Raw genomic sequence first — 17,747 nt, 5'->3', positions numbered from 1 at the left:
CCAATCCATTAAATGCATAATGTCCGAAATTTGCGGAAAACCCGACGTGAAAATTGGTCGGCTAGAATGACCGCCTGTGACCCATGCCGGTCATTTGCAGGCGCTCTTTCTCAAACAAGTGCTCTTTCTCAAAACGGGCCTCACGCGCGATGGCCTGGAGTTACGCATTGCTTATTTTGTTGTCCCCTAGATATAATTGAATATAGATGCATTAGTCAAAAATCATTCTTCCCATGAGGTGGGCTTTGTTATTAAGCAAGTCTCTGAAAATTCTACTTGTAGAGGACGATCAAGGCCAGGAGGAACTTCTGAGGCTTATGTTGGACAGTCTGGGTTTGACTGACGTAACAACTGCAGCCAATGGCGACAATGCCTATTCGTTGATTGAAGAAACTGCGGACCCGTTCGACCTGATCATAAGCGATATGCACATGCCAGGATTATCGGGGATTCAACTGCTGGAAAAAATCCGTGACGACAAGCGACACTATGCCACCCCATTCATACTCATAACTGCCGATAATGCTGTTGACCTTCCCATGCACGCTATTGATCATGAGGTGAGCTCATTTCTCCAGAAACCGTTCCTTCCGGACCGTTTCAAAGAGCATATTTTAAATGCATTGGCTAAGGGAGAGCAATGATCCAGACAGCCCTGAAACTACCGGAAATGACCCAAAGCCGACAACCTTGCATCACTCTAATGGGCGTTTGGTTTCAGCAATCAGGTTCGTTCCTAAAATCAATTTCTTCAAGAACGCCGCTCCTGCGGTCTTTGTGGTTTGCGAAGACCTTTTTAAGGGCTTTGAGGTTTGAGTGTACCTCGTTCAAATATGACTGGGCCTCTGTGCTGATTTGGGCGCAATCTGGTTTGTCTAGGTACTTTTCGATTTTAGAAGTGTGGTACTCCAAAGACCCGATGTGATCTTCAACGCTTCTGGCCCGCTTCGTGTAGCATTTATGAACATTACGAAGATTGTTCATCATGACACGAAAGAGCCCTTGCACGAATTTGTCTTCATGTTCCAGTTTATGGTTAAACATCAAACTGGTGACGCGCGTGACAACTGTTTCGTCCAACGCGAAAGCAGATGCCATCCTGGGCGAGCCGTCCATCAGGGCCATTTCACCAAACAGCTCGCCTTCATGCAGAACAGCCAGGCGAATGTTTTCACCTTCAACCTTCTTCACAATCTCTACGGCGCCGGAATTGACGATATAGGCTGCGTTTCCGACGTCCCCTTCGTTGAAGATTACGTCCCCCTTGTAATAAATCTTCTTTTGGGGTGGTTCGCCTTTAATTTGCACAATATTTCCTCAGATGTCTTAACGTGATGCTGACAGGTTATGCATGAAACAAATATCACGCAAGATTTAAGCAACATTCAATGCCGCGCGGTTCAATCGAACGGTTCGCTATGACTGGCTAAACCAATATATCTTTGAAACCATCGAAGAGGTGCAAGAAGCCGCCACAGCTTGGTTGTGGACATACAACAACGACCGGCCCAACATGGCCATCGGCGGCATCACGCCAATACAGAAACTGGCTTTGGTGATGCCCAAGGCTGCATAATTATTCTACTGATTGAGGCCCCTAATAATGGGGGTATTACCGCTAAACCTTGCGGTTTTCTGTAGCCTCTCAAGACTACCGCAATCAGGTATATAGCTGAACTCGGGTGTCTGCTTTTTCAAATCAATTTGATTCATTACTCTATGAAGTTTGCTCAAGAGCTTTCACACAACCTGTAATGAATTCCCCGACAAACGTCTTCTCTGTTTGCAATCTTAGGATAACGGTTTCAGCGGATTTCAATCCCTTAATCGAGCTAAACGGTTTCAGATCACCGATGTAAGCCATGGACCAGTTAGGAAACATACGTGTCTGAATTGTTTCCGTGCACAAGGTTTCAATATTGTCGTGTCGTTGATCTTGGCGAATGTCCCACATAAATTGATCTAACGAAAACTGTGAGCCTTCGATGACTTGAATAAAGGTGCCTTCAACAAACAGCAGAACGCCTGTTATTCCGACTTGAGAATTCTTCCTCTGTGAAACGCGTAAAATTGCTTGAATGTCCTCTGGGGTGATATCAGAAGATGCGGATGAGGAATAAATAATGCGCTGCAATTCAAACTGTGTCATTTACGAAGTATAATCCTTTCTTAACGTGAATGTCAGCCCTTGGCTAAACTAAGACATAAGGTGACTTCTCCGAAAATGTCTGCTCTGCCTTCCAAAACAGAATACCCCCCCCCTTGAATTGATATGTGAAGAAGCCGGATTTCAACAAAACCGAGACCTGTTACAATCAAACCCTAATGAGGTCGCACAGACTGGTAACACAGGGTGTGTATTTAGGCTGAAGGCAAGAATATTAAGTGATTGATTTTTATAGATTTCCACAGAAAGTAGCTGGGGCTCCTACCGCCCCAGCCAAATACAGCCGCTTATTTGTTCACAATGTTGAACGAGTAAGCGGCTATTTTTATGGTCAGACTTCCCCCAAAAACACTCAGACCTTTTGTTACCCAAGCCCTATGTGACCCGCCGTGTGACACGCGCAACCACAATGGTAAGCCCAACTTGAAATCCTTGATTGATGGATTAAACCTGCAACCGCAAGGTGACGCGCATTCAAGGGGACTGGCTTCAATGACGACCAAACGCTTTACACGCCGCCAAATCCTGAAAACTGGCCTGAAAACCGGATTGGGCGCATCGGGTGCGATATTGCTGCCACTTCAAAAAGCCGTCAGAGTTTGGCGCAAACTTTTGGAACGGAATGTACTTCAAACTTGAAACCACGGATTACGCTATCGCGGTGAAGCCCAAGCGGTTGATCTCAATGAACTGGCTGCACCGCCTGAAGATTTGATGCAGCCCCCTTCGACGAAACTTTGCGCGACGAAATGTCTTTTGACCAGCGCTGGCTTCCGTATTTAGAAATTCATCTCTCCAACTGACAAAGGGCCCCGAAGGACCCTTTGCCGAGAGACGGCCGTCATAAGGATGGGACGAATGACAGCCGAACACGAAGGTGTTATTGGGGACGCCTCGGACGACCCGTTGTTTTGTCGATCTGAATGGTCTGAACCAGTGAATCGTCAACTGTCACGATTTCAGCAACGATGGTTTTGTCGTCCAGGTCTTTGACTTCGCCGACCTTCAAACGATCATTGCCACGCCATTGCAGACGTTGTTCCATGTTTGCGCGGACATCTTCGACCGTCAGGGGTTTGTCGAGGGCTTGAGCTTGGCCCTGGCATCCGCCCTTGCCATGACCGTGTTTCATGGCGTAGCCGTACATACCGCCACCTTGCATGCCTTGGCCTTGCATACCTTGCCCTTGCATTCCGGGCCCTTGCATGCAGGGGCTGGACATATAGCCGCGATGCATGCCCTGACATTTGGCTTTCGCCATGACGCCGCCCGCGACCAAGGCGCCGACGCCCAACACGGCTGCGGTGATGATGATTGTTTTGCGTTGCATAGAATTTCTCCTGTTCAGGTATCCGATTTCGGGAACGTTGTGTGCGTTCTATGCTTCTATTCAAACAGGGGGATGTAACCCGGGTGTGTCCTCAAACCGGGAAATGTGTAACGCCTTGTTACCGAACCCTGCCCTGTTACATTGGGTTACGAACTTCTGCTCACACCAGCAAAAGCAAAGGGTTATAGTAAAGCTATGGAACGTACACCGCACATTTTGGTGGTCGACGATGATCGTGAGATTCGCGATCTGTTGAGCCGCTTTCTCAAAGACCATGGCCTGCGTGCGACCACCGCTGCCGATGGGCGCGAAATGCTGGACGCGCTGGATGCGGGCGCCATCGACTTGATTGTCTTGGACGTGATGATGCCGGGCGAAGACGGCTTGACCCTGACCCGGAACCTGCGGGCTAACCGATCCGAAATTCCCATCATCATGCTCACCGCCATGGGTGAAGAAACGGATCGTATCGTCGGATTGGAAATGGGTGCAGACGACTATATGCCCAAGCCGTTCAATCCACGCGAACTTCTGGCGCGCATCAAAGCGGTCCTGCGCCGTGCTGAAACCCCTGCGCCCGTTCCAGCCGAAGAAGACGGGGCCATGCACTTTGCCGGGTGGCGGTTCGACCCAGCCACGCGAGAGCTAACAGACCCAGACGGAAATTTGGTAGCATTGAGCGGCGGTGAGTTTGAACTGTTGGAGGTGTTTGTCTCTAAACCAGGGCGGGTGTTAAACCGGGATCAATTGTTGGACATGGCGCGCGGCCGCGACGCCCAGCCGTTCGATCGTGCAATTGATGTCCAAGTCAGCCGCCTGCGCAAGAAACTGGAGCCCGACCCCAAACAGCCCAGTCTGATCAAAACCGTGCGCGGCACAGGTTATATGTTCACACCAAAAATCACCCAGGGGTCCCCATGATTAGATTTTGGCCCAACACCATATGGGGACGAACCAGCGCCGTTTTGGTTTTGGGGTTGATGGTGGTGGGAACCATCATGGGCGTCTTGTTATATGTTCACCGCCAAGGTCAACTGGAAACCGTCGGCGGTTGGCATGCGGTTAACCGCATCGCCAAGATCACAAGTATTATCGATCAAACGCCCGCGAACCAACGCCTCGACACCCTAGGCCAGTACCAAGGTCCGACCTTTCAAATCACCTGGACACCGACATCCACATTGCCGCCCATCCCACTGGATTGGCGTGAGCGCATTATTAAAGACGCTTTGCAGCTTGAATTGGGCGCAATAGAAGACGACGCCTTGCGCATCGGACGGTCCAAGTTGCGCAAACCCGACCAGAAGCGGGACAAACGGTGGGGACACGCTCCCGATTGGCGAGGGCCCAGTTTCGGTCCAGGTCATGACCACGACCGATGGTCTCATCGATGGTTGATGGTGGTGTCACTGCGCTTAGACGACGGCAGCTGGATCAACTTCGCGACCCAGCCCCCACCCATCCGCAGCTTGTTTGGGTCGCGGTTCTTTGGACCCGGTGCGGGACTTCTATTCATCGTCGTCATCTTGGCCGTATGGGCCAGCCGCCGCGCAACCAAACCGTTTGACCGCTTCACCCAAGCCGCCGAACGTTTAGGTCTTGATGTGAATGCAGAGCCCCTGGATGAAAAAGGGCCCCGCGAAGTCCGTCGTGCCGCCAAAGCTTTCAACACCATGCAAGCCCGCCTGCAAGCTTTCATCAAAGACCGCACCCATATGTTGGCGGCGATTTCTCATGACCTGCGCACCCCCATCACACGCTTAAAACTGCGCGCTGAGTTTATTGGCGACGAGCAACAGCGCGCCAAAATGCTGGCCGACCTCGACGAGATGGAGGCCATGATTGCCGCGACCCTCACATTTGCGCGCGACGATGCGGCGAACGAACCCACCAGCACGTTGGATTTAAGTGCTTTGATTTGCGAACTCGCTGAAAACACTCAAATCAAAACGAACCTGCCTGAGCACTGCACCTTCACCGGTCGCCCCATTGGGCTAAAGCGCATGATCGCGAACGTCTTGGGCAACGCTGAACGCTTTGCCGAGAACGCCGAAATCACTTTATCATGCCGCGATGAAGACATCACCATCACCCTGGTCGACGACGGACCCGGCATCCCCGAAGATATGTTAGAATGCGTGTTCGACCCCTTTGTGCGTGTTGAAGGCTCCCGGTCGCGCGAAACGGGCGGAACAGGTCTGGGATTGTCGGCAGTGCGCTCCATCGCCCATGCCCATGGTGGACAGGTGACACTGTCCAACCGCCCCGAAGGCGGCCTTCAGGTCGAGATCACCCTTCCGCGTTTTTAAGACGTCGGGTAAGCTGTTGCACAGACAGCCAAAGGCGAACGCAATAACCATGCACGACACACCCAAAAAGCAATCCTGGTTCAAACCGGTCCACGTGCTGTGGGTGCTGGCGTTGCCGGTTTTGTTTTATGTCCTGTTTGTGGGCTGGCGGGGCTGGATCAGCACCAATCTTTACGACCAAAGCCGCCAAACCATCGCGCTCTATGTCACAGGCCTGAACGAGCTGTTGAGCAAGTACGAGCCGCTGCCTCGCATTTACGCCTTGCATCCTGACATCCAAGCGTTGTTGGACGTTCCAGATGACAAAGATCTGCGCCACCGTGCAAACACACTGTTGAAACAATACAACACCGTTTCCGAGGCTTCGGATACCTACGTTTTAGACCATACAGGCCTGACACTTGCCGCCAGCAACTGGGACCAATCTGTCACCTTTGTCGGACGTAGCTTTAGCTACCGGCCTTATTTCACCGACGCCATGGCGGGCGGAAGCGGGCGTTTTTTTGCGCTGGGCACAACGTCTTTGCAACGCGGCTATTACCTGTCCAACGCCATCGTTGACGACCACGGCAACAAGCGTGGCGTCGTTGTCGTTAAAATCGATGTCGCCCAAGCGGAAACCGGGTGGCAGGCGCAAGACCACGAAGTCATCGTGACCGACCATGCCGGCGTGGTATTTTTGTCGTCCAAACCGGACTGGCTGTATAAGTCCATCGGCACGCCAAGCGAAACAGCCTTAAAAGACCTAGCGGAAACCCGGCGTTATGCCGATCGCATTATTGCACCGTTGCCGTTTAAAACGGTGAGCGATTCCCCCCCTTGGACCAAGTCCTTCCGCCCCACCGACCGGCGCACGGCACGCTATTTGGCGACCCATCACGACTTGCCGCGTGCCGATTGGCGCATATGGTTGTTGGCGGACACCTCGTCTATCCACAACACAGCCCAGTTCTATTCCGCGGCCTCGGTCTTGGTGATCGCCATGTTTGCCGTTGCTCTATTCAGTTTAATTGAGCGCCGGCGCGGTTTGTTGCAGGCCTTAGACGTTCAACAGCGCGCCCGGCGCACACTGGAAGATTCCGCCAACGAACTGAAGCGCCAAGTCGAAAAACGCACCAAAGACTTGCGCCGCACCCAAAACGAATTGTTGCAAGCCGCCAAAATGGCGGCGCTGGGGCAGATGTCTGTGGGCATCAACCACGAGCTTAACCAACCGCTTACGGCGATCCGGTCATACGCCAGCAATGCCGCGAAGTTTTTGGACAAAGGGCGCACCGACGAAGCCCGCGATAACTTGAGCCTGATCTCCAGCCTCAGCGAGCGCATGGGCGACATCATTTTACGCCTGAAAATTTTTGCCCGCCCCGCCCCCGAAGAACGCAGCCCCATCGTCATTCAAAGTGCTATCAATGACTGCCTGCGCATCGTCAGCCCGCGTTTGAAAAAAGACAAAGTCACACTCAATATCGACATTCCATCCGGCGACATTGTGGTGATGGCCGACAATGTGCGTTTGGAACAGGTCTTGGTGAATTTGATCAACAACGCCGCCGATGCCCAAGATCACACCCCATCGCCAACGGTCACCGTGACGTTGATGTCGGATTGGGAAAATGCCATTGTGCGGGTGTCGGACAACGGCCCCGGCATTCCCGAAGACATCATTGACCACTTGTTCGAACCCTTCGTCACGTCCAAGGACGTCGGCCTGGGCTTAGGTTTGGGGCTATCGATTTCTCACGGCATCATTCAAGAATTTGGTGGTGAACTCACCGCGCATAATCTAGAACAGGGCGGAGCGGAATTTACCTTCACCATCCCGCTCACCGACCGCCCCGAAGTTGAGGCCGAGACATAGCGCATGCTGGAAAAAACCCCCATCATTGTCATCGACGACGAAGAGCACGTCCGTTTGTCCTGCGCCCAGTCGTTGGACTTGGCAGGGTATGCGCCGCAAACTTATGAGAGTGCGGAGGATGCCATTGATCTCGTATCACGTGGCTTTCACGGCGTTGTCGTAACCGATGTGCGCCTGCCCGGCATTGATGGGTTAGAACTCCTCAAACGGGTCAAAGCCATTGACGAAGACATTCCCGTCATCATCATCACCGGACACGGCGATGTGTCTATGGCCGTAGACGCCATGCAAGACGGCGCGTTCGATTTCTTGGAAAAGCCGTTCGACACCGACCGCTTTATCGACGCGGTGTCGCGCGGGGTGCAGACCCGCTGGCTGGTGATGGAAAACCGCCGCTTGTCCGACAAGCTCAACGCGCGCGCCAACATCGACAGCGTGTTGCTGGGCCAAGCACCGGGCATGGTGGCGCTGCGCGATCAAGTCAACACCATGGCACAGACCGATGCCGACATTATGATCATGGGCGAAACCGGTTCGGGCAAAGAGCTGGTGGCGCGCTGCCTTCATGATTTTGGCCCACGCAAAGACAAACACTTCGTCGCCATCAACTGCGGCGCACTGCCCGAAACCATGATTGAATCCGAACTGTTCGGCCACGTCGCCGGCGCGTTCACCGGTGCGCAAAAAGCCCGCGTCGGCAAGTTCGAACACGCCCAAGGCGGCACTGTGTTCTTGGACGAAATCGAAAGCATGCCCATGGATTTACAAGTGGGCTTACTGCGCGTGCTGCAAGAACGCACGGTGGAACCCTTGGGCGCCAATAAAGCCATCCCCTTGGACATCCGTGTGATCGCCGCCACCAAAATCGATTTGTTGGAAGCCGCCAACCACGGCAAGTTTCGCGAAGACTTATATTACCGCTTATCCGTCATGACGCTGAACATCCCGCCGCTGCGCGATCGCAAAGAAGACGTCGCCAGCCTGTTCCAACACTTCAGCGCCATCTCCGCCACGCGCCAACGCCGCACACCGCCGAAACTCGACGTTCAATTGACGGAACAGCTGATGCAGTACGACTGGCGCGGCAATGTACGCGAACTCAGAAACGCCGCGGAACGCTTCGTATTGGATTTGCCGCCCCTACCTGGCATGGCCGCGACCGCCAGCACCTCTATGGATGCCCAAGCGGCATGCTTCCAAGGCTCAAACCTGCACGAACGGGTCGAATGCTTCGAAAAGAACCTCATCGAAGCGGAGCTGCGCAACCTCAACGGCAATGTGACCGAAGCCTGCAAATCACTGGGCGTCGCACGCAAGACGTTTTACGACAAGCTCACGAAATATGGGCTTAAGCGCGACGATTTCACCGAATAGTCCCCCATTCCACACACTGTGCGGAAACCCGCACACGTTCCTTTCCCAATGTGAGCGGAAATCCGCACATATGCCTGTGGATAGAATTTTGCCACGCAGGGCTCTTAAGGCCAATTTCTCCTATGAATTCATAATCTTGTCACAATCTTCATGCCGCAAGCGCATAGCTGGCATGCGTTTTGATTAAGGATAGGCACCGCGGGCCTCCCCACTGGCTCGGCGGATGAAATTTTTAGTCTAACGGGAGACAACAATATGCGTATCGTTAAAACCGCCGTTGCCGCGGCTGTTGCCTTTTCTTTGATGGGTGCTGTCAGCGCGCAAGCCAAAGAAATCGTCATCAAGTTCAGCCACGTGACGGGCGGCTCCACCCACCCCAAAGCTGTTGCCGCCAACGAGTTTGCTAAACGCGTCAACGAACAAATGAAGGGCAAAGTTCGCGTTGAAGTCTTTGGCGCTGGCTCTTTGTTCAACGACGATGACCTGCTGATCGAACTGATCAAAGGCAAATCCGTGCAAATGGGCTCTCCGTCCTTGTCCAAGTTTGAATCCATCACCAAGAAGTTCCGCATCTTCGATTTGCCGTTCTTGTTTGATGACATCAACGCTGTGAACAAATTCCAAAAATCTGACAAAGGCCAAGAGCTGCTGCGTTCCATGGAAAAGAAAGGCATCTTGGGTCTGACGTTCTGGCACAACGGCATGAAGCAAATGTCCGCCAACAAACCGTTGGTTATGCCGTCTGATGCAAAAGGCCTGAAATTCCGCGTTCAGCAATCCGACGTTTTGGTTGCACAAATGGAAGCCTTGGGTGCCAGCGCTCAGAAAATGGCGTTTAAAGAAGTTTACGGCGCACTGCAAACCGGCGTTGTGGATGCTCAAGAAAACACCTGGTCCAACATCTACTCCAAGAAATTCTACCAAGTTCAAGACGGTGTGACGGAAACCAACCACGGCATCATCGATTACGCTGTGATCGTTTCCAAACGTTTCTGGAGCGGCCTGCCGGCTGACATCCGTGACGAACTGCACGGCATCCTCATGCAAGTGACCGACGACCGCAACAAGCTGTCTTACGAACTGAACCAAGCCAACAAAGCTAAAATCATGGCTGACAAAATGAACAACACCGTTCGTCAACTGACCGACGAACAGCGCGCTGCATGGAAAGCTGCCATGAAGCCGGTGTGGGCGAAGTTCGAAGATCAAATCGGTAAAGATCTGATCGATGCTGCTGTTTCGAGCAACATGTAAGAACTTTTAACGACTGACTATCGGGAGACGTCATCATGACATCACGGATCATTTATTATCTACACAAGGCAGAGGAAGGCTTCTTAGCGTTCTTGCTCGCCGCGATGACACTGGTGACGTTCTCCCAAGTCGTTGCACGGTACGTGTTTAACTCAGGCGCCATTTGGGCGCTTGAGTTGACCACCTTCCTCTTTTCTTGGTTGGTGCTGATGGGAATTTCCTACGGCATCCGTGTTCACGCCCACATTGGTGTGGATGCATTGGTTAAACTCTTTTCGCCGAACGGCCAACGCGCAGCGGGTCTTGTTGCGGTTGCGGCTGGCGTCACTTACTCCGGACTGTTGCTGTATGGGTCTTGGGATCAGGTGATCGGCATTATATATGAATACGAAATTGAAGCCGAAGATTTGAAAATCCCTCTGTGGATTCCGCAATCTGTGCTGCTCATTGGCTTCGCCCTCATGATTTGGCGTTTGCTCGTCATTGCTTACCACATTGTCACCGGACAAGAAGTGGGCATGACGCTCGGCGATGAAGGGCAAGACGCCATGGCGGCTTACGCCGATCATGACGATGAAAACGCAGAAGACCTGCGCCACCATGACGATGTCGAAATGGCCCGCAAAATCGAAGACGAAAATAAAAAGAAGGGAGATGACCAATGACCATCGCTTTCCTGTTTGTCACTCTCTTTGCCCTTCTTTTGCTGGGTACACCCATTGCCATCTCTTTGGGTCTTGCTTCCGTTTCAACCATTTTGTTTTTCTCCGGCGACGATTTGGGGTCATTGGCTGGCAAGCTGTTTGATACCATGCACCACTACACCTTGATGGCGATTCCGTTCTTTGTGTTGTCGTCCGCCTTTTTGTCCACTGGTGGCGTCGCACGTCGCCTGATCCGTTTTGCCACCAACTGTGTCGGCCACTTCCATGGCGGTTTGGCCATGGCGTCGGTTTTGGCCTGTATGTTGTTCGCGGCTGTCTCCGGTTCTTCGCCGGCAACCGTTGTGGCCATTGGTTCCATCGTCATCGCGGGCATGGTTCGGGCCGGTTACAGCCAAGACTTTGCAGCAGGCGTGATCGCCAACGCAGGTACTTTGGGCATCTTGATCCCGCCGTCCATCGTTATGGTGGTTTACGCCGCCGCGACCGATGTGTCCGTTGGACGTATGTTCTTGGCCGGTGTGATCCCCGGCCTTATGGCGGGGCTCATGTTGATGGTTGCCATCTACATCACCGCACGCATCAAAAACCTGCCGCGCCAACCGTTCCCGGAATGGAGCGAGTTTAGAGCATCATTCAATGATGCCATCTGGGGCTTGCTGCTGATCGGCATCATCTTGGGCGGTATCTACGGCGGTGTGTTCACCCCGACCGAAGCTGCTGCCGTGGCCGCCGTGTACGCCTACCTTATCGCCGTCTTTGTCTATCGTGACATTGGCCCGCTGAAAAAAGGCGCGAAACGCGGTCCTCTTTTGAAAACGGTTGTGGGCATCTTTGTTCACAAAGACATTTCCGAAACCTTGATGGACGCCGGTCGTGTGACCATCATGTTGATGTTCATCATTGCCAACGCCATGCTGTTCGCGCACGTGTTGACCACTGAGCGCATCCCCCATGCCATTACGGAAATGATCATCTCTGCCGGTTTCGAGCCGTGGACGTTCTTGATCGTCGTCAACATCATCTTGCTGGTCGCGGGTAACTTCATGGAGCCCTCAGCCATCTTGCTGATCATGGCGCCGATCTTGTTCCCCATCGCCATGGAGCTTGGCATCGACCCGATCCACTTGGGCATCATCATGGTGGTGAACATGGAGATCGGCATGATAACGCCACCGGTTGGGCTGAACTTATTCGTCACAGCCGGGGTGACAGGTATGTCGCTCATGCGGGTGGTGAAGGCATCATTGCCTTGGTTGGCGATCTTGTTGGTCTTCTTGATCCTCGTGACCTACATCCCGGCCATATCCACCTGGCTTCCCAACTCGCTAATGGGACCGGAGATTGTCGATATCAATTAGATTTGCAGCGGACCCCCCTCGGACGTTTCGTTCGGTTCACATGGTTTACGGCTTTTACGGCCATCCATCCTACACTCGGTGAACTTGAAGCGTTCGGTGAAAAGCCCCCCGGTTTCGGGGGGCTTTTTGTTTCTGGAATGAAGCCGCGAATCGGTCTAAACAGCTTCTCCAGTTTAGAATTTTGAGGATACAAACTTGCCCACCATCGCGCAGAAAATCGCCGCAGAACTCAACGTCCGCGACAATCAAGTGATCGCCACCATTGACCTGTTGGACGGCGGATCCACCGTTCCTTTTGTCGCACGTTACCGCAAAGAAGCCACGGGCGGGCTTGACGACACACAACTGCGCACTTTGGAAGAACGGCTGCGCTATTTGCGCGAAATGGACGAGCGCCGCGCCGCCATCCTCAAAAGCATTGACGAACAAGGCAAACTGTCCGACGAGCTCAAAGGCAAAATCAACGCCGCCGACACCAAGGCCCGTTTGGAAGATCTCTACCTGCCCTATAAGCCCAAACGCCGCACCAAAGCCCAGATCGCACGCGAAGCGGGGTTGGAACCCTTGGCGTTGAGCCTCAAAGACGACCCGACCCTGGACCCACAGGTGGAAGCTGAAAAGTTCCTCAACCCAGAGGCCGACATCAACGACGCCGCGGCAGCACTGGACGGGGCCAAACAAATCTTGGTCGAACAGTTCGCAGAGGACGCGGAGCTGGTGGGGCAACTGCGCGCCGCCATGTGGGACGACGCCAAGTTGACAGCCAAAGTGGTCGAAGGCAAAGAAGCCGAAGGGGCCAAGTTCTCTGACTATTTCGACCACCACGAACCCCTTAAAAACGCACCGTCGCACCGCGCGCTGGCAATCTTTCGGGGGCGTAAAGAAGAAGTCCTGCGCGTGACCTTGATGGTGGGCGACCCCGACAATCCGCCCTATCCACACCCTTATGAAATGCGCGTGGCCAACCACTTCAAGTTGGAAGACTTAGGCCGCCTGGGGGACAGTTGGTTGATCGAATGTGCACGTTGGGCATGGCGTGTCAAAATCGCCCTTCATATCGAGCTGGATTTGATGCAACGCCTGTGGGCGGATGCGGAAGAAGAAGCCATTCGTGTGTTTGCCCAAAACCTGCGCGATCTGTTGTTGGCAGCCCCGGCGGGACAACGCACCACCATCGGGCTGGATCCAGGCTTTCGCACAGGTGTTAAAGTCGCCGTTGTAGATGCCACAGGTAAACTGGTGGACACGGCAACCATCTATCCGCACGAGCCGCAGCGCAAATGGGATGAAGCCATCGCCATCGTCGGAGCACTTGCCCATAAACACAATGCTGAGCTAGTCGCCATCGGCAACGGCACGGCTTCGCGCGAAACCGACAAATTGGCCCAAGAGGTTTTGACACGCTTCCCAGAACTCAAACTCAAAACAATCATGGTGTCCGAAGCGGGTGCATCGGTATATTCCGCCTCTGCCTACGCCTCACAAGAACTGCCGGATGTAGATGTGTCCTTGCGCGGCGCGGCGTCCATCGGGCGGCGACTGCAAGATCCACTGGCCGAGCTGGTCAAAATCGAACCCAAAGCCATCGGTGTCGGTCAATATCAACATGACGTATCCGAACACCGCATGAGCCGTGCACTCGACGCTGTAATCGAAGACTGTGTGAACGCCGTCGGTGTGGATTTGAACACCGCGTCCAAGCCCTTGCTGGCTCAAGTTTCCGGTTTGGGGGACAGCTTAGCTGCCAACATTGTGGATTACCGCAATACTAACGGCGCGTTCACCAATCGCGAACAGCTCAAAGCCGTGCCGCGTTTGGGCGAAAAAGCGTTTGAACAGTGCGCAGGTTTTTTGCGCATCAAAGGTGGCGACAATCCGCTGGACGCTTCGTCCGTGCACCCGGAAAGTTATGCCATCATTGAAAACATCTTGGCCGAGACCAAAACGGAACTTTCAGACCTGATGGGCAACGCCAAAGTTCTGCGCGGTTTGAAACCCCAGGCCTTCGCCAATGAAAATACCGGGCCTGAGACCATCAAAGATATTCTGGGTGAGTTGGAAAAACCAGGCCGCGACCCCCGTCCAGAGTTTAAGACTGCAGCGTTTATGGATGGCGTTGAGAAGATCAGTGACTTGAAGCCCGGCATGCGGCTCGAAGGTGTGGTCACCAACGTCGCCAACTTCGGTGCATTCGTAGATATCGGCGTGCACCAAGACGGCCTTGTCCATATTTCCCAACTGGCCGATAAGTTCGTCGAAGACCCCCGCGATATCGTCAAACCGGGTGATGTGGTGAAAGTCCGCGTGCAAGAGATTGACGTCGCCCGCAAACGGATTTCGCTCACCATGAAATCCGGCGAAGACCGCAGCACACCGTCAGGTCCAGCCAAGGACAAGCCCCGTAACTTTACAAAGAAAAACGCCAAGCGCGGTCAAACGCCGCAATCGAAAGCTGGCGGTGGCGCATTGGCCGAAGCCTTCGCCCGGGCAAAGAAAAAGTCTTAATCCAACTGAATGTTGCCAAAAGTCTCTTGGTGGAGTGCAAACGCACCGTCCATGGCTTCGGACCATTCACGGTGTTCTGTACTTTCGCCGCCGATAGCCGACAGGTCGACCTCCAAGGCATCCAACAACAGCTTGGCGATTTCGCGCTTGCCTTCTGCACACGCGATTTGGTGGGCGTCGATGATTTTGTCACTGAGACGACGTGAGGGCATTAGCTGTAACTCCTAGGAATGAGTGCTTTCACCAGTTTAGCATACCGAGCGCTTATTGCCATTTCCGACAGGCACCCGTCGCGTCATAGGGACCGCCGGGCTTGTCGATAACCGCGTGCTTTTTGGCAATATCCCTTTGAAACTTTTTGCTCACGCGCCGCATTGCCCCGCCCAAAGTTTTGCGGGCATCTTCCTGTGCCGTTTTCGGATTTTTCGTCTGCCTGGGATTGTACCGCGAAACGGCTTTTTTCAGTTCTTTGTGCAGCAGCTTTGCATACTTACGCACACCTTCTCTGTTCACGCGAACGTGCTCTTTTTCATGACGCATCACCGTGTTGTACTGACACGTACCGGGATGATATTCACGCGGAATGAAGACCTCTAGGGTTTTATGACCAAAGCTCGCATTGACACTTGTGATGTTGAAGCAGTTGCGATTGCCCAAAGTTCTGACTTGGAATTCGAATTTTAAATTAGAAAACTGAGCACTGTGCGTTAGCCCCAGGACCATACCCTTGCCCGTCCGCAACCCACCGTGTTTCGCGCGATTGTTTATATATTTAAGCGTCTTGGTGTGATTGATCTTGGCCTTGGGATCTTTAATTGTGACCGCGACCCGCACCCCGTCCTTGGCATTGCAACTGAAAGACTGTGCAAATGCGGGGCTGGACACAGCCAATATCAAAATGCCAGCAAGACTGTATATTGTTCTTCTCATGGTGCTAAGATAAGCCCCGATTATGACAAAAGAAAGGGGGAGCTGTCATGCCTGTGACAATCGTACATTTGACTGCAAAGCCAGAGTTTCGCGAGGAATTCATCACGGCTTGCAAAGCCAACCACGAAGCGTCTATCCAAGAACCGGGCAACCGTCGCTTCGATTTTCTGCAAAACGAAGACGATCCCAACAAATTTGTGTTTTATGAATGGTTCAACAGCGACGACGATATCGCTGCGCACAAACAAACCGACCATTACCAAACCTGGGCGGCCACCGTTGAAGACATGCAGGCCGAGCGCCGCTTCGGTGTGCGCCACGTCCCCATTTTACCGGAATAGCGATTGTGACCGACAGTGTAATCCCTGCCCCATTTTCCATCGCCCGCTTGCCGAAAATTATTTTTGGCTCCGGCGTCTTGAACCAGCTGCCTAGCGAAATCAAAACGTTCGGCCCCAATGCCTTGATCGTCACAGGGGCCACGTCGTTCACCGAAAGTGCGGCCTGGACAACCTTGCAACATCAATTTGAGGACAACGGCGTCACCTGGGACCTCGTCCACATTTGTGGTGAGCCTTCCCCGGATTTGATTGACGACTTGGTTGCCCAAAACAAAGACAAGACCTTCGACGTCGTGGTCGGCATCGGTGGCGGCAGTGCTTTGGATGCCGCCAAAGCCATCGCCGGATTGTTAAAGCCCGCAAACACGGTGATGGATCACTTGGAAGGCGTCGGGCCCGAGTTGCCTTACCAAGGCCCCGCTACGCCCTTGATCTGCTGCCCCATAACGGCCGGCACGGGGTCCGAAGCCACAAAAAATGCCGTCCTGTCCCGCCATGGCAAAGACGGTTTCAAAAAGTCTTTCCGCCATGACACGCTGGTGGCCGCCGTCGCCATCGTTGATCCCAATCTGTTGATCACGTGCCCCAAATCCGTCGTCGCCGCCAACGGCATGGATGCGTTTACGCAGCTGTTGGAAAGCCTGACCTCTGTTCGTTCCAACGCCATGACCGCAGCGCTGGCGTGGTCGGGATTGGAACGCTTTGCCCAAGGCTTTTGGGATATGTGGATGCTGGCAGGAGAAGACAGCGAACGTGCATCTGAGGCGCGCAGCCACATGGCGTATGCATCACTGATGTCCGGCATTTGCCTTGCCCAAACGGGGCTGGGTTCCGTACACGGATTGGCGCAGCCGTTGGGGTCACTGTTTCCCATTCCCCACGGTGTGGTGTGCGGTACTTTGGTGGCCGAAGCCACCGACATCAACATCCAGGCCTTAATCGAGCGGGCCCCGGACAGCCCGGCCCTGCCGGTCTATGCCCGCGCCGGTGCATTGGTGTCCACCGATAATTTGCAAGGGAACGCAGCTTTGGATGCATTGGTGCGCACATTACGGGACTAGACAGACCGTCTCGATCTCCCCCGCCTATCCGCCTATGACGTCACCGAAAATGACATTGACGCCATCGTCGCCAACAGCCGGGGCTCCAGCATGCAGACCAATCCCGTGGTTCTCAGCGACGCCGAGATCGCGGAGCTTGTGAAGCGGCGTCTCTAATCCCATATGTGAAGCATGCATTTTGAACCAGAGCTAACACCGCAAGATATGTTGCAGATGGGCATTTTTGGCGGGGACTATTTTGAGGGCGTCCCCCAAGACTTGCCCGCCGCCTGGTTCGCCACAGCCGTCGTCTCTGACCATGGCTTTGATGCAAAACTCAACCACTTCGGTGTCGCCGCCGGGCAAAGCAGAGACGTGTGGCTTGCCAAAGGCTGGATAACGCCCGAAGACCCCTTGGGCTGGTTTCAGTGGTATTGCCGCTATCACCTGGGTCGGCGCTTAGACGGCGTCGATGATTTTCAGATTAATCGGTGGAAGGCGTTTGGCGCGCGTCACCGTCCGCAAGTTCTTAAAAACTGTGAACCCGCAAATGTGCATTGCCGCCCGCGACAGCGCCAAGCGTTATTGCAGTGGGCCTATGACCCCATGATCTGAG

17 protein-coding genes and 1 pseudogene are annotated in these 17,747 nt (G+C 53.7%); 13 read left to right on the top strand and 5 right to left on the bottom strand.

What is annotated here, in order from left to right:
- Nucleotides 1–233: 233 nt before the first annotated feature.
- The gene (locus V5T82_RS17480) at nt 234–644 is read left to right on the top strand and encodes a response regulator (protein WP_332896962.1); all 411 of its coding nucleotides are present in this window, start codon (nt 234–236) and stop codon (nt 642–644) included.
- A 73-nt stretch (nt 645–717) separates the two neighbouring features.
- Here the strand turns inward: V5T82_RS17480 and V5T82_RS17475 are convergent, their stop codons facing one another.
- On the bottom strand, nt 718–1,308 hold the full coding sequence (locus V5T82_RS17475; protein WP_332896961.1) for a cyclic nucleotide-binding domain-containing protein: 591 nt from the start codon (nt 1,306–1,308) through the stop codon (nt 718–720).
- 88 nt (nt 1,309–1,396) lie between these two features.
- On the opposite strand from V5T82_RS17475, the pseudogene V5T82_RS17470 reads away from it, so the two are divergent.
- Nucleotides 1,397–1,576 (top strand): annotated as a pseudogene (locus tag V5T82_RS17470) (integrase core domain-containing protein); the annotation flags it as partial.
- Between the two features lie 141 nt (nt 1,577–1,717).
- On the opposite strand, the gene V5T82_RS17465 reads toward V5T82_RS17470, so the two are convergent.
- Both V5T82_RS17465 and V5T82_RS17460 read right to left on the bottom strand, forming a co-directional pair.
- Nucleotides 1,718–2,149: a BLUF domain-containing protein gene (locus V5T82_RS17465; protein WP_332896960.1), complete on the bottom strand. Its 432-nt coding sequence runs from the start codon at nt 2,147–2,149 to the stop codon at nt 1,718–1,720.
- 898 nt (nt 2,150–3,047) lie between these two features.
- A complete protein-coding gene (locus V5T82_RS17460) occupies nt 3,048–3,497 on the bottom strand; it encodes a hypothetical protein (protein WP_332896959.1) in 450 nt (149 codons plus the stop codon).
- Between the two features lie 195 nt (nt 3,498–3,692).
- On the opposite strand from V5T82_RS17460, the gene V5T82_RS17455 reads away from it, so the two are divergent.
- From V5T82_RS17455 to V5T82_RS17420, 8 genes are all read left to right on the top strand, one after another.
- Complete coding sequence (locus V5T82_RS17455; protein WP_332896958.1) at nt 3,693–4,418, top strand: response regulator; 726 nt, start codon at nt 3,693–3,695, stop codon at nt 4,416–4,418.
- The gene (locus V5T82_RS17450) at nt 4,415–5,806 is read left to right on the top strand and encodes an ATP-binding protein (protein ID WP_332896957.1); all 1,392 of its coding nucleotides are present in this window, start codon (nt 4,415–4,417) and stop codon (nt 5,804–5,806) included. Before V5T82_RS17455 ends, V5T82_RS17450 begins: the two co-directional genes overlap by 4 nt.
- A gap of 49 nt (nt 5,807–5,855) precedes the next feature.
- Complete coding sequence (locus V5T82_RS17445; RefSeq protein WP_332896956.1) at nt 5,856–7,664, top strand: sensor histidine kinase; 1,809 nt, start codon at nt 5,856–5,858, stop codon at nt 7,662–7,664.
- Nucleotides 7,665–7,667: 3 nt separating this feature from the next.
- Complete coding sequence (locus V5T82_RS17440; protein WP_332896955.1) at nt 7,668–9,038, top strand: sigma-54-dependent transcriptional regulator; 1,371 nt, start codon at nt 7,668–7,670, stop codon at nt 9,036–9,038.
- Between the two features lie 255 nt (nt 9,039–9,293).
- The gene (locus V5T82_RS17435; protein ID WP_332896954.1) at nt 9,294–10,292 is read left to right on the top strand and encodes a DctP family TRAP transporter solute-binding subunit; all 999 of its coding nucleotides are present in this window, start codon (nt 9,294–9,296) and stop codon (nt 10,290–10,292) included.
- Between the two features lie 35 nt (nt 10,293–10,327).
- Nucleotides 10,328–10,957: a TRAP transporter small permease gene (locus V5T82_RS17430; RefSeq protein WP_332896953.1), complete on the top strand. Its 630-nt coding sequence runs from the start codon at nt 10,328–10,330 to the stop codon at nt 10,955–10,957.
- Entirely contained in the window at nt 10,954–12,315 is a 1,362-nt protein-coding gene (locus tag V5T82_RS17425; protein ID WP_332896952.1) for a TRAP transporter large permease, read from the top strand. Before V5T82_RS17430 ends, V5T82_RS17425 begins: the two co-directional genes overlap by 4 nt.
- A gap of 195 nt (nt 12,316–12,510) precedes the next feature.
- Nucleotides 12,511–14,820, top strand: a complete 2,310-nt coding sequence (locus tag V5T82_RS17420; protein ID WP_332896951.1) for a Tex family protein — start codon at nt 12,511–12,513, stop codon at nt 14,818–14,820.
- Here V5T82_RS17420 and V5T82_RS17415 read toward each other — a convergent pair.
- A complete protein-coding gene (locus V5T82_RS17415) occupies nt 14,817–15,032 on the bottom strand; it encodes a hypothetical protein (protein ID WP_332896950.1) in 216 nt (71 codons plus the stop codon). The two genes, V5T82_RS17420 and V5T82_RS17415, sit on opposite strands and share 4 nt — an antisense overlap.
- A 52-nt stretch (nt 15,033–15,084) precedes the next feature.
- Nucleotides 15,085–15,750, bottom strand: coding sequence for a hypothetical protein (locus tag V5T82_RS17410; RefSeq protein WP_332896949.1), 666 nt, complete (start codon nt 15,748–15,750; stop codon nt 15,085–15,087).
- A 47-nt stretch (nt 15,751–15,797) separates the two neighbouring features.
- Between V5T82_RS17410 and V5T82_RS17405 the strand changes: the two genes are divergently transcribed.
- The 3 genes from V5T82_RS17405 to V5T82_RS17395 all read left to right on the top strand — a co-directional run bounded on the left by V5T82_RS17405 (nt 15,798) and on the right by V5T82_RS17395 (nt 17,746).
- Nucleotides 15,798–16,091: a putative quinol monooxygenase gene (locus V5T82_RS17405; protein ID WP_332896948.1), complete on the top strand. Its 294-nt coding sequence runs from the start codon at nt 15,798–15,800 to the stop codon at nt 16,089–16,091.
- A gap of 5 nt (nt 16,092–16,096) precedes the next feature.
- On the top strand, nt 16,097–17,152 hold the full coding sequence (locus V5T82_RS17400; RefSeq protein ID WP_332896947.1) for an iron-containing alcohol dehydrogenase: 1,056 nt from the start codon (nt 16,097–16,099) through the stop codon (nt 17,150–17,152).
- Between the two features lie 171 nt (nt 17,153–17,323).
- Complete coding sequence (locus V5T82_RS17395; RefSeq protein WP_332896946.1) at nt 17,324–17,746, top strand: hypothetical protein; 423 nt, start codon at nt 17,324–17,326, stop codon at nt 17,744–17,746.
- The last annotated feature ends 1 nt before the right edge of the window (nt 17,747 follow it).

The organism is Magnetovibrio sp. PR-2, from assembly GCF_036689815.1.
Taxonomy (GTDB): domain Bacteria; phylum Pseudomonadota; class Alphaproteobacteria; order Rhodospirillales; family Magnetovibrionaceae; genus Magnetovibrio.
Note: the sequence above shows the minus strand (reverse complement) of the source record. Positions and strands in the feature narration are given on the sequence as shown.

Excerpts from the sequence above, each read along its gene's own strand:
- V5T82_RS17430 (WP_332896953.1), top strand. The coding sequence starts at position 10,328 with ATGACATCACGGATCATTTATTATCTACACAAGGCAGAGGAAGGCTTC.
- V5T82_RS17435 (WP_332896954.1), top strand. The coding sequence starts at position 9,294 with ATGCGTATCGTTAAAACCGCCGTTGCCGCGGCTGTTGCCTTTTCTTTG.
- V5T82_RS17450 (WP_332896957.1), top strand. The coding sequence starts at position 4,415 with ATGATTAGATTTTGGCCCAACACCATATGGGGACGAACCAGCGCCGTT.
- V5T82_RS17455 (WP_332896958.1), top strand. The coding sequence starts at position 3,693 with ATGGAACGTACACCGCACATTTTGGTGGTCGACGATGATCGTGAGATT.
- V5T82_RS17405 (WP_332896948.1), top strand. The coding sequence starts at position 15,798 with ATGCCTGTGACAATCGTACATTTGACTGCAAAGCCAGAGTTTCGCGAG.
- V5T82_RS17425 (WP_332896952.1), top strand. The coding sequence starts at position 10,954 with ATGACCATCGCTTTCCTGTTTGTCACTCTCTTTGCCCTTCTTTTGCTG.
- V5T82_RS17415 (WP_332896950.1), bottom strand. The coding sequence starts at position 15,032 with ATGCCCTCACGTCGTCTCAGTGACAAAATCATCGACGCCCACCAAATC.
- V5T82_RS17410 (WP_332896949.1), bottom strand. The coding sequence starts at position 15,750 with ATGAGAAGAACAATATACAGTCTTGCTGGCATTTTGATATTGGCTGTG.
- V5T82_RS17465 (WP_332896960.1), bottom strand. The coding sequence starts at position 2,149 with ATGACACAGTTTGAATTGCAGCGCATTATTTATTCCTCATCCGCATCT.
- V5T82_RS17445 (WP_332896956.1), top strand. The coding sequence starts at position 5,856 with ATGCACGACACACCCAAAAAGCAATCCTGGTTCAAACCGGTCCACGTG.
- V5T82_RS17460 (WP_332896959.1), bottom strand. The coding sequence starts at position 3,497 with ATGCAACGCAAAACAATCATCATCACCGCAGCCGTGTTGGGCGTCGGC.
- V5T82_RS17480 (WP_332896962.1), top strand. The coding sequence starts at position 234 with ATGAGGTGGGCTTTGTTATTAAGCAAGTCTCTGAAAATTCTACTTGTA.
- V5T82_RS17440 (WP_332896955.1), top strand. The coding sequence starts at position 7,668 with ATGCTGGAAAAAACCCCCATCATTGTCATCGACGACGAAGAGCACGTC.
- V5T82_RS17395 (WP_332896946.1), top strand. The coding sequence starts at position 17,324 with ATGCATTTTGAACCAGAGCTAACACCGCAAGATATGTTGCAGATGGGC.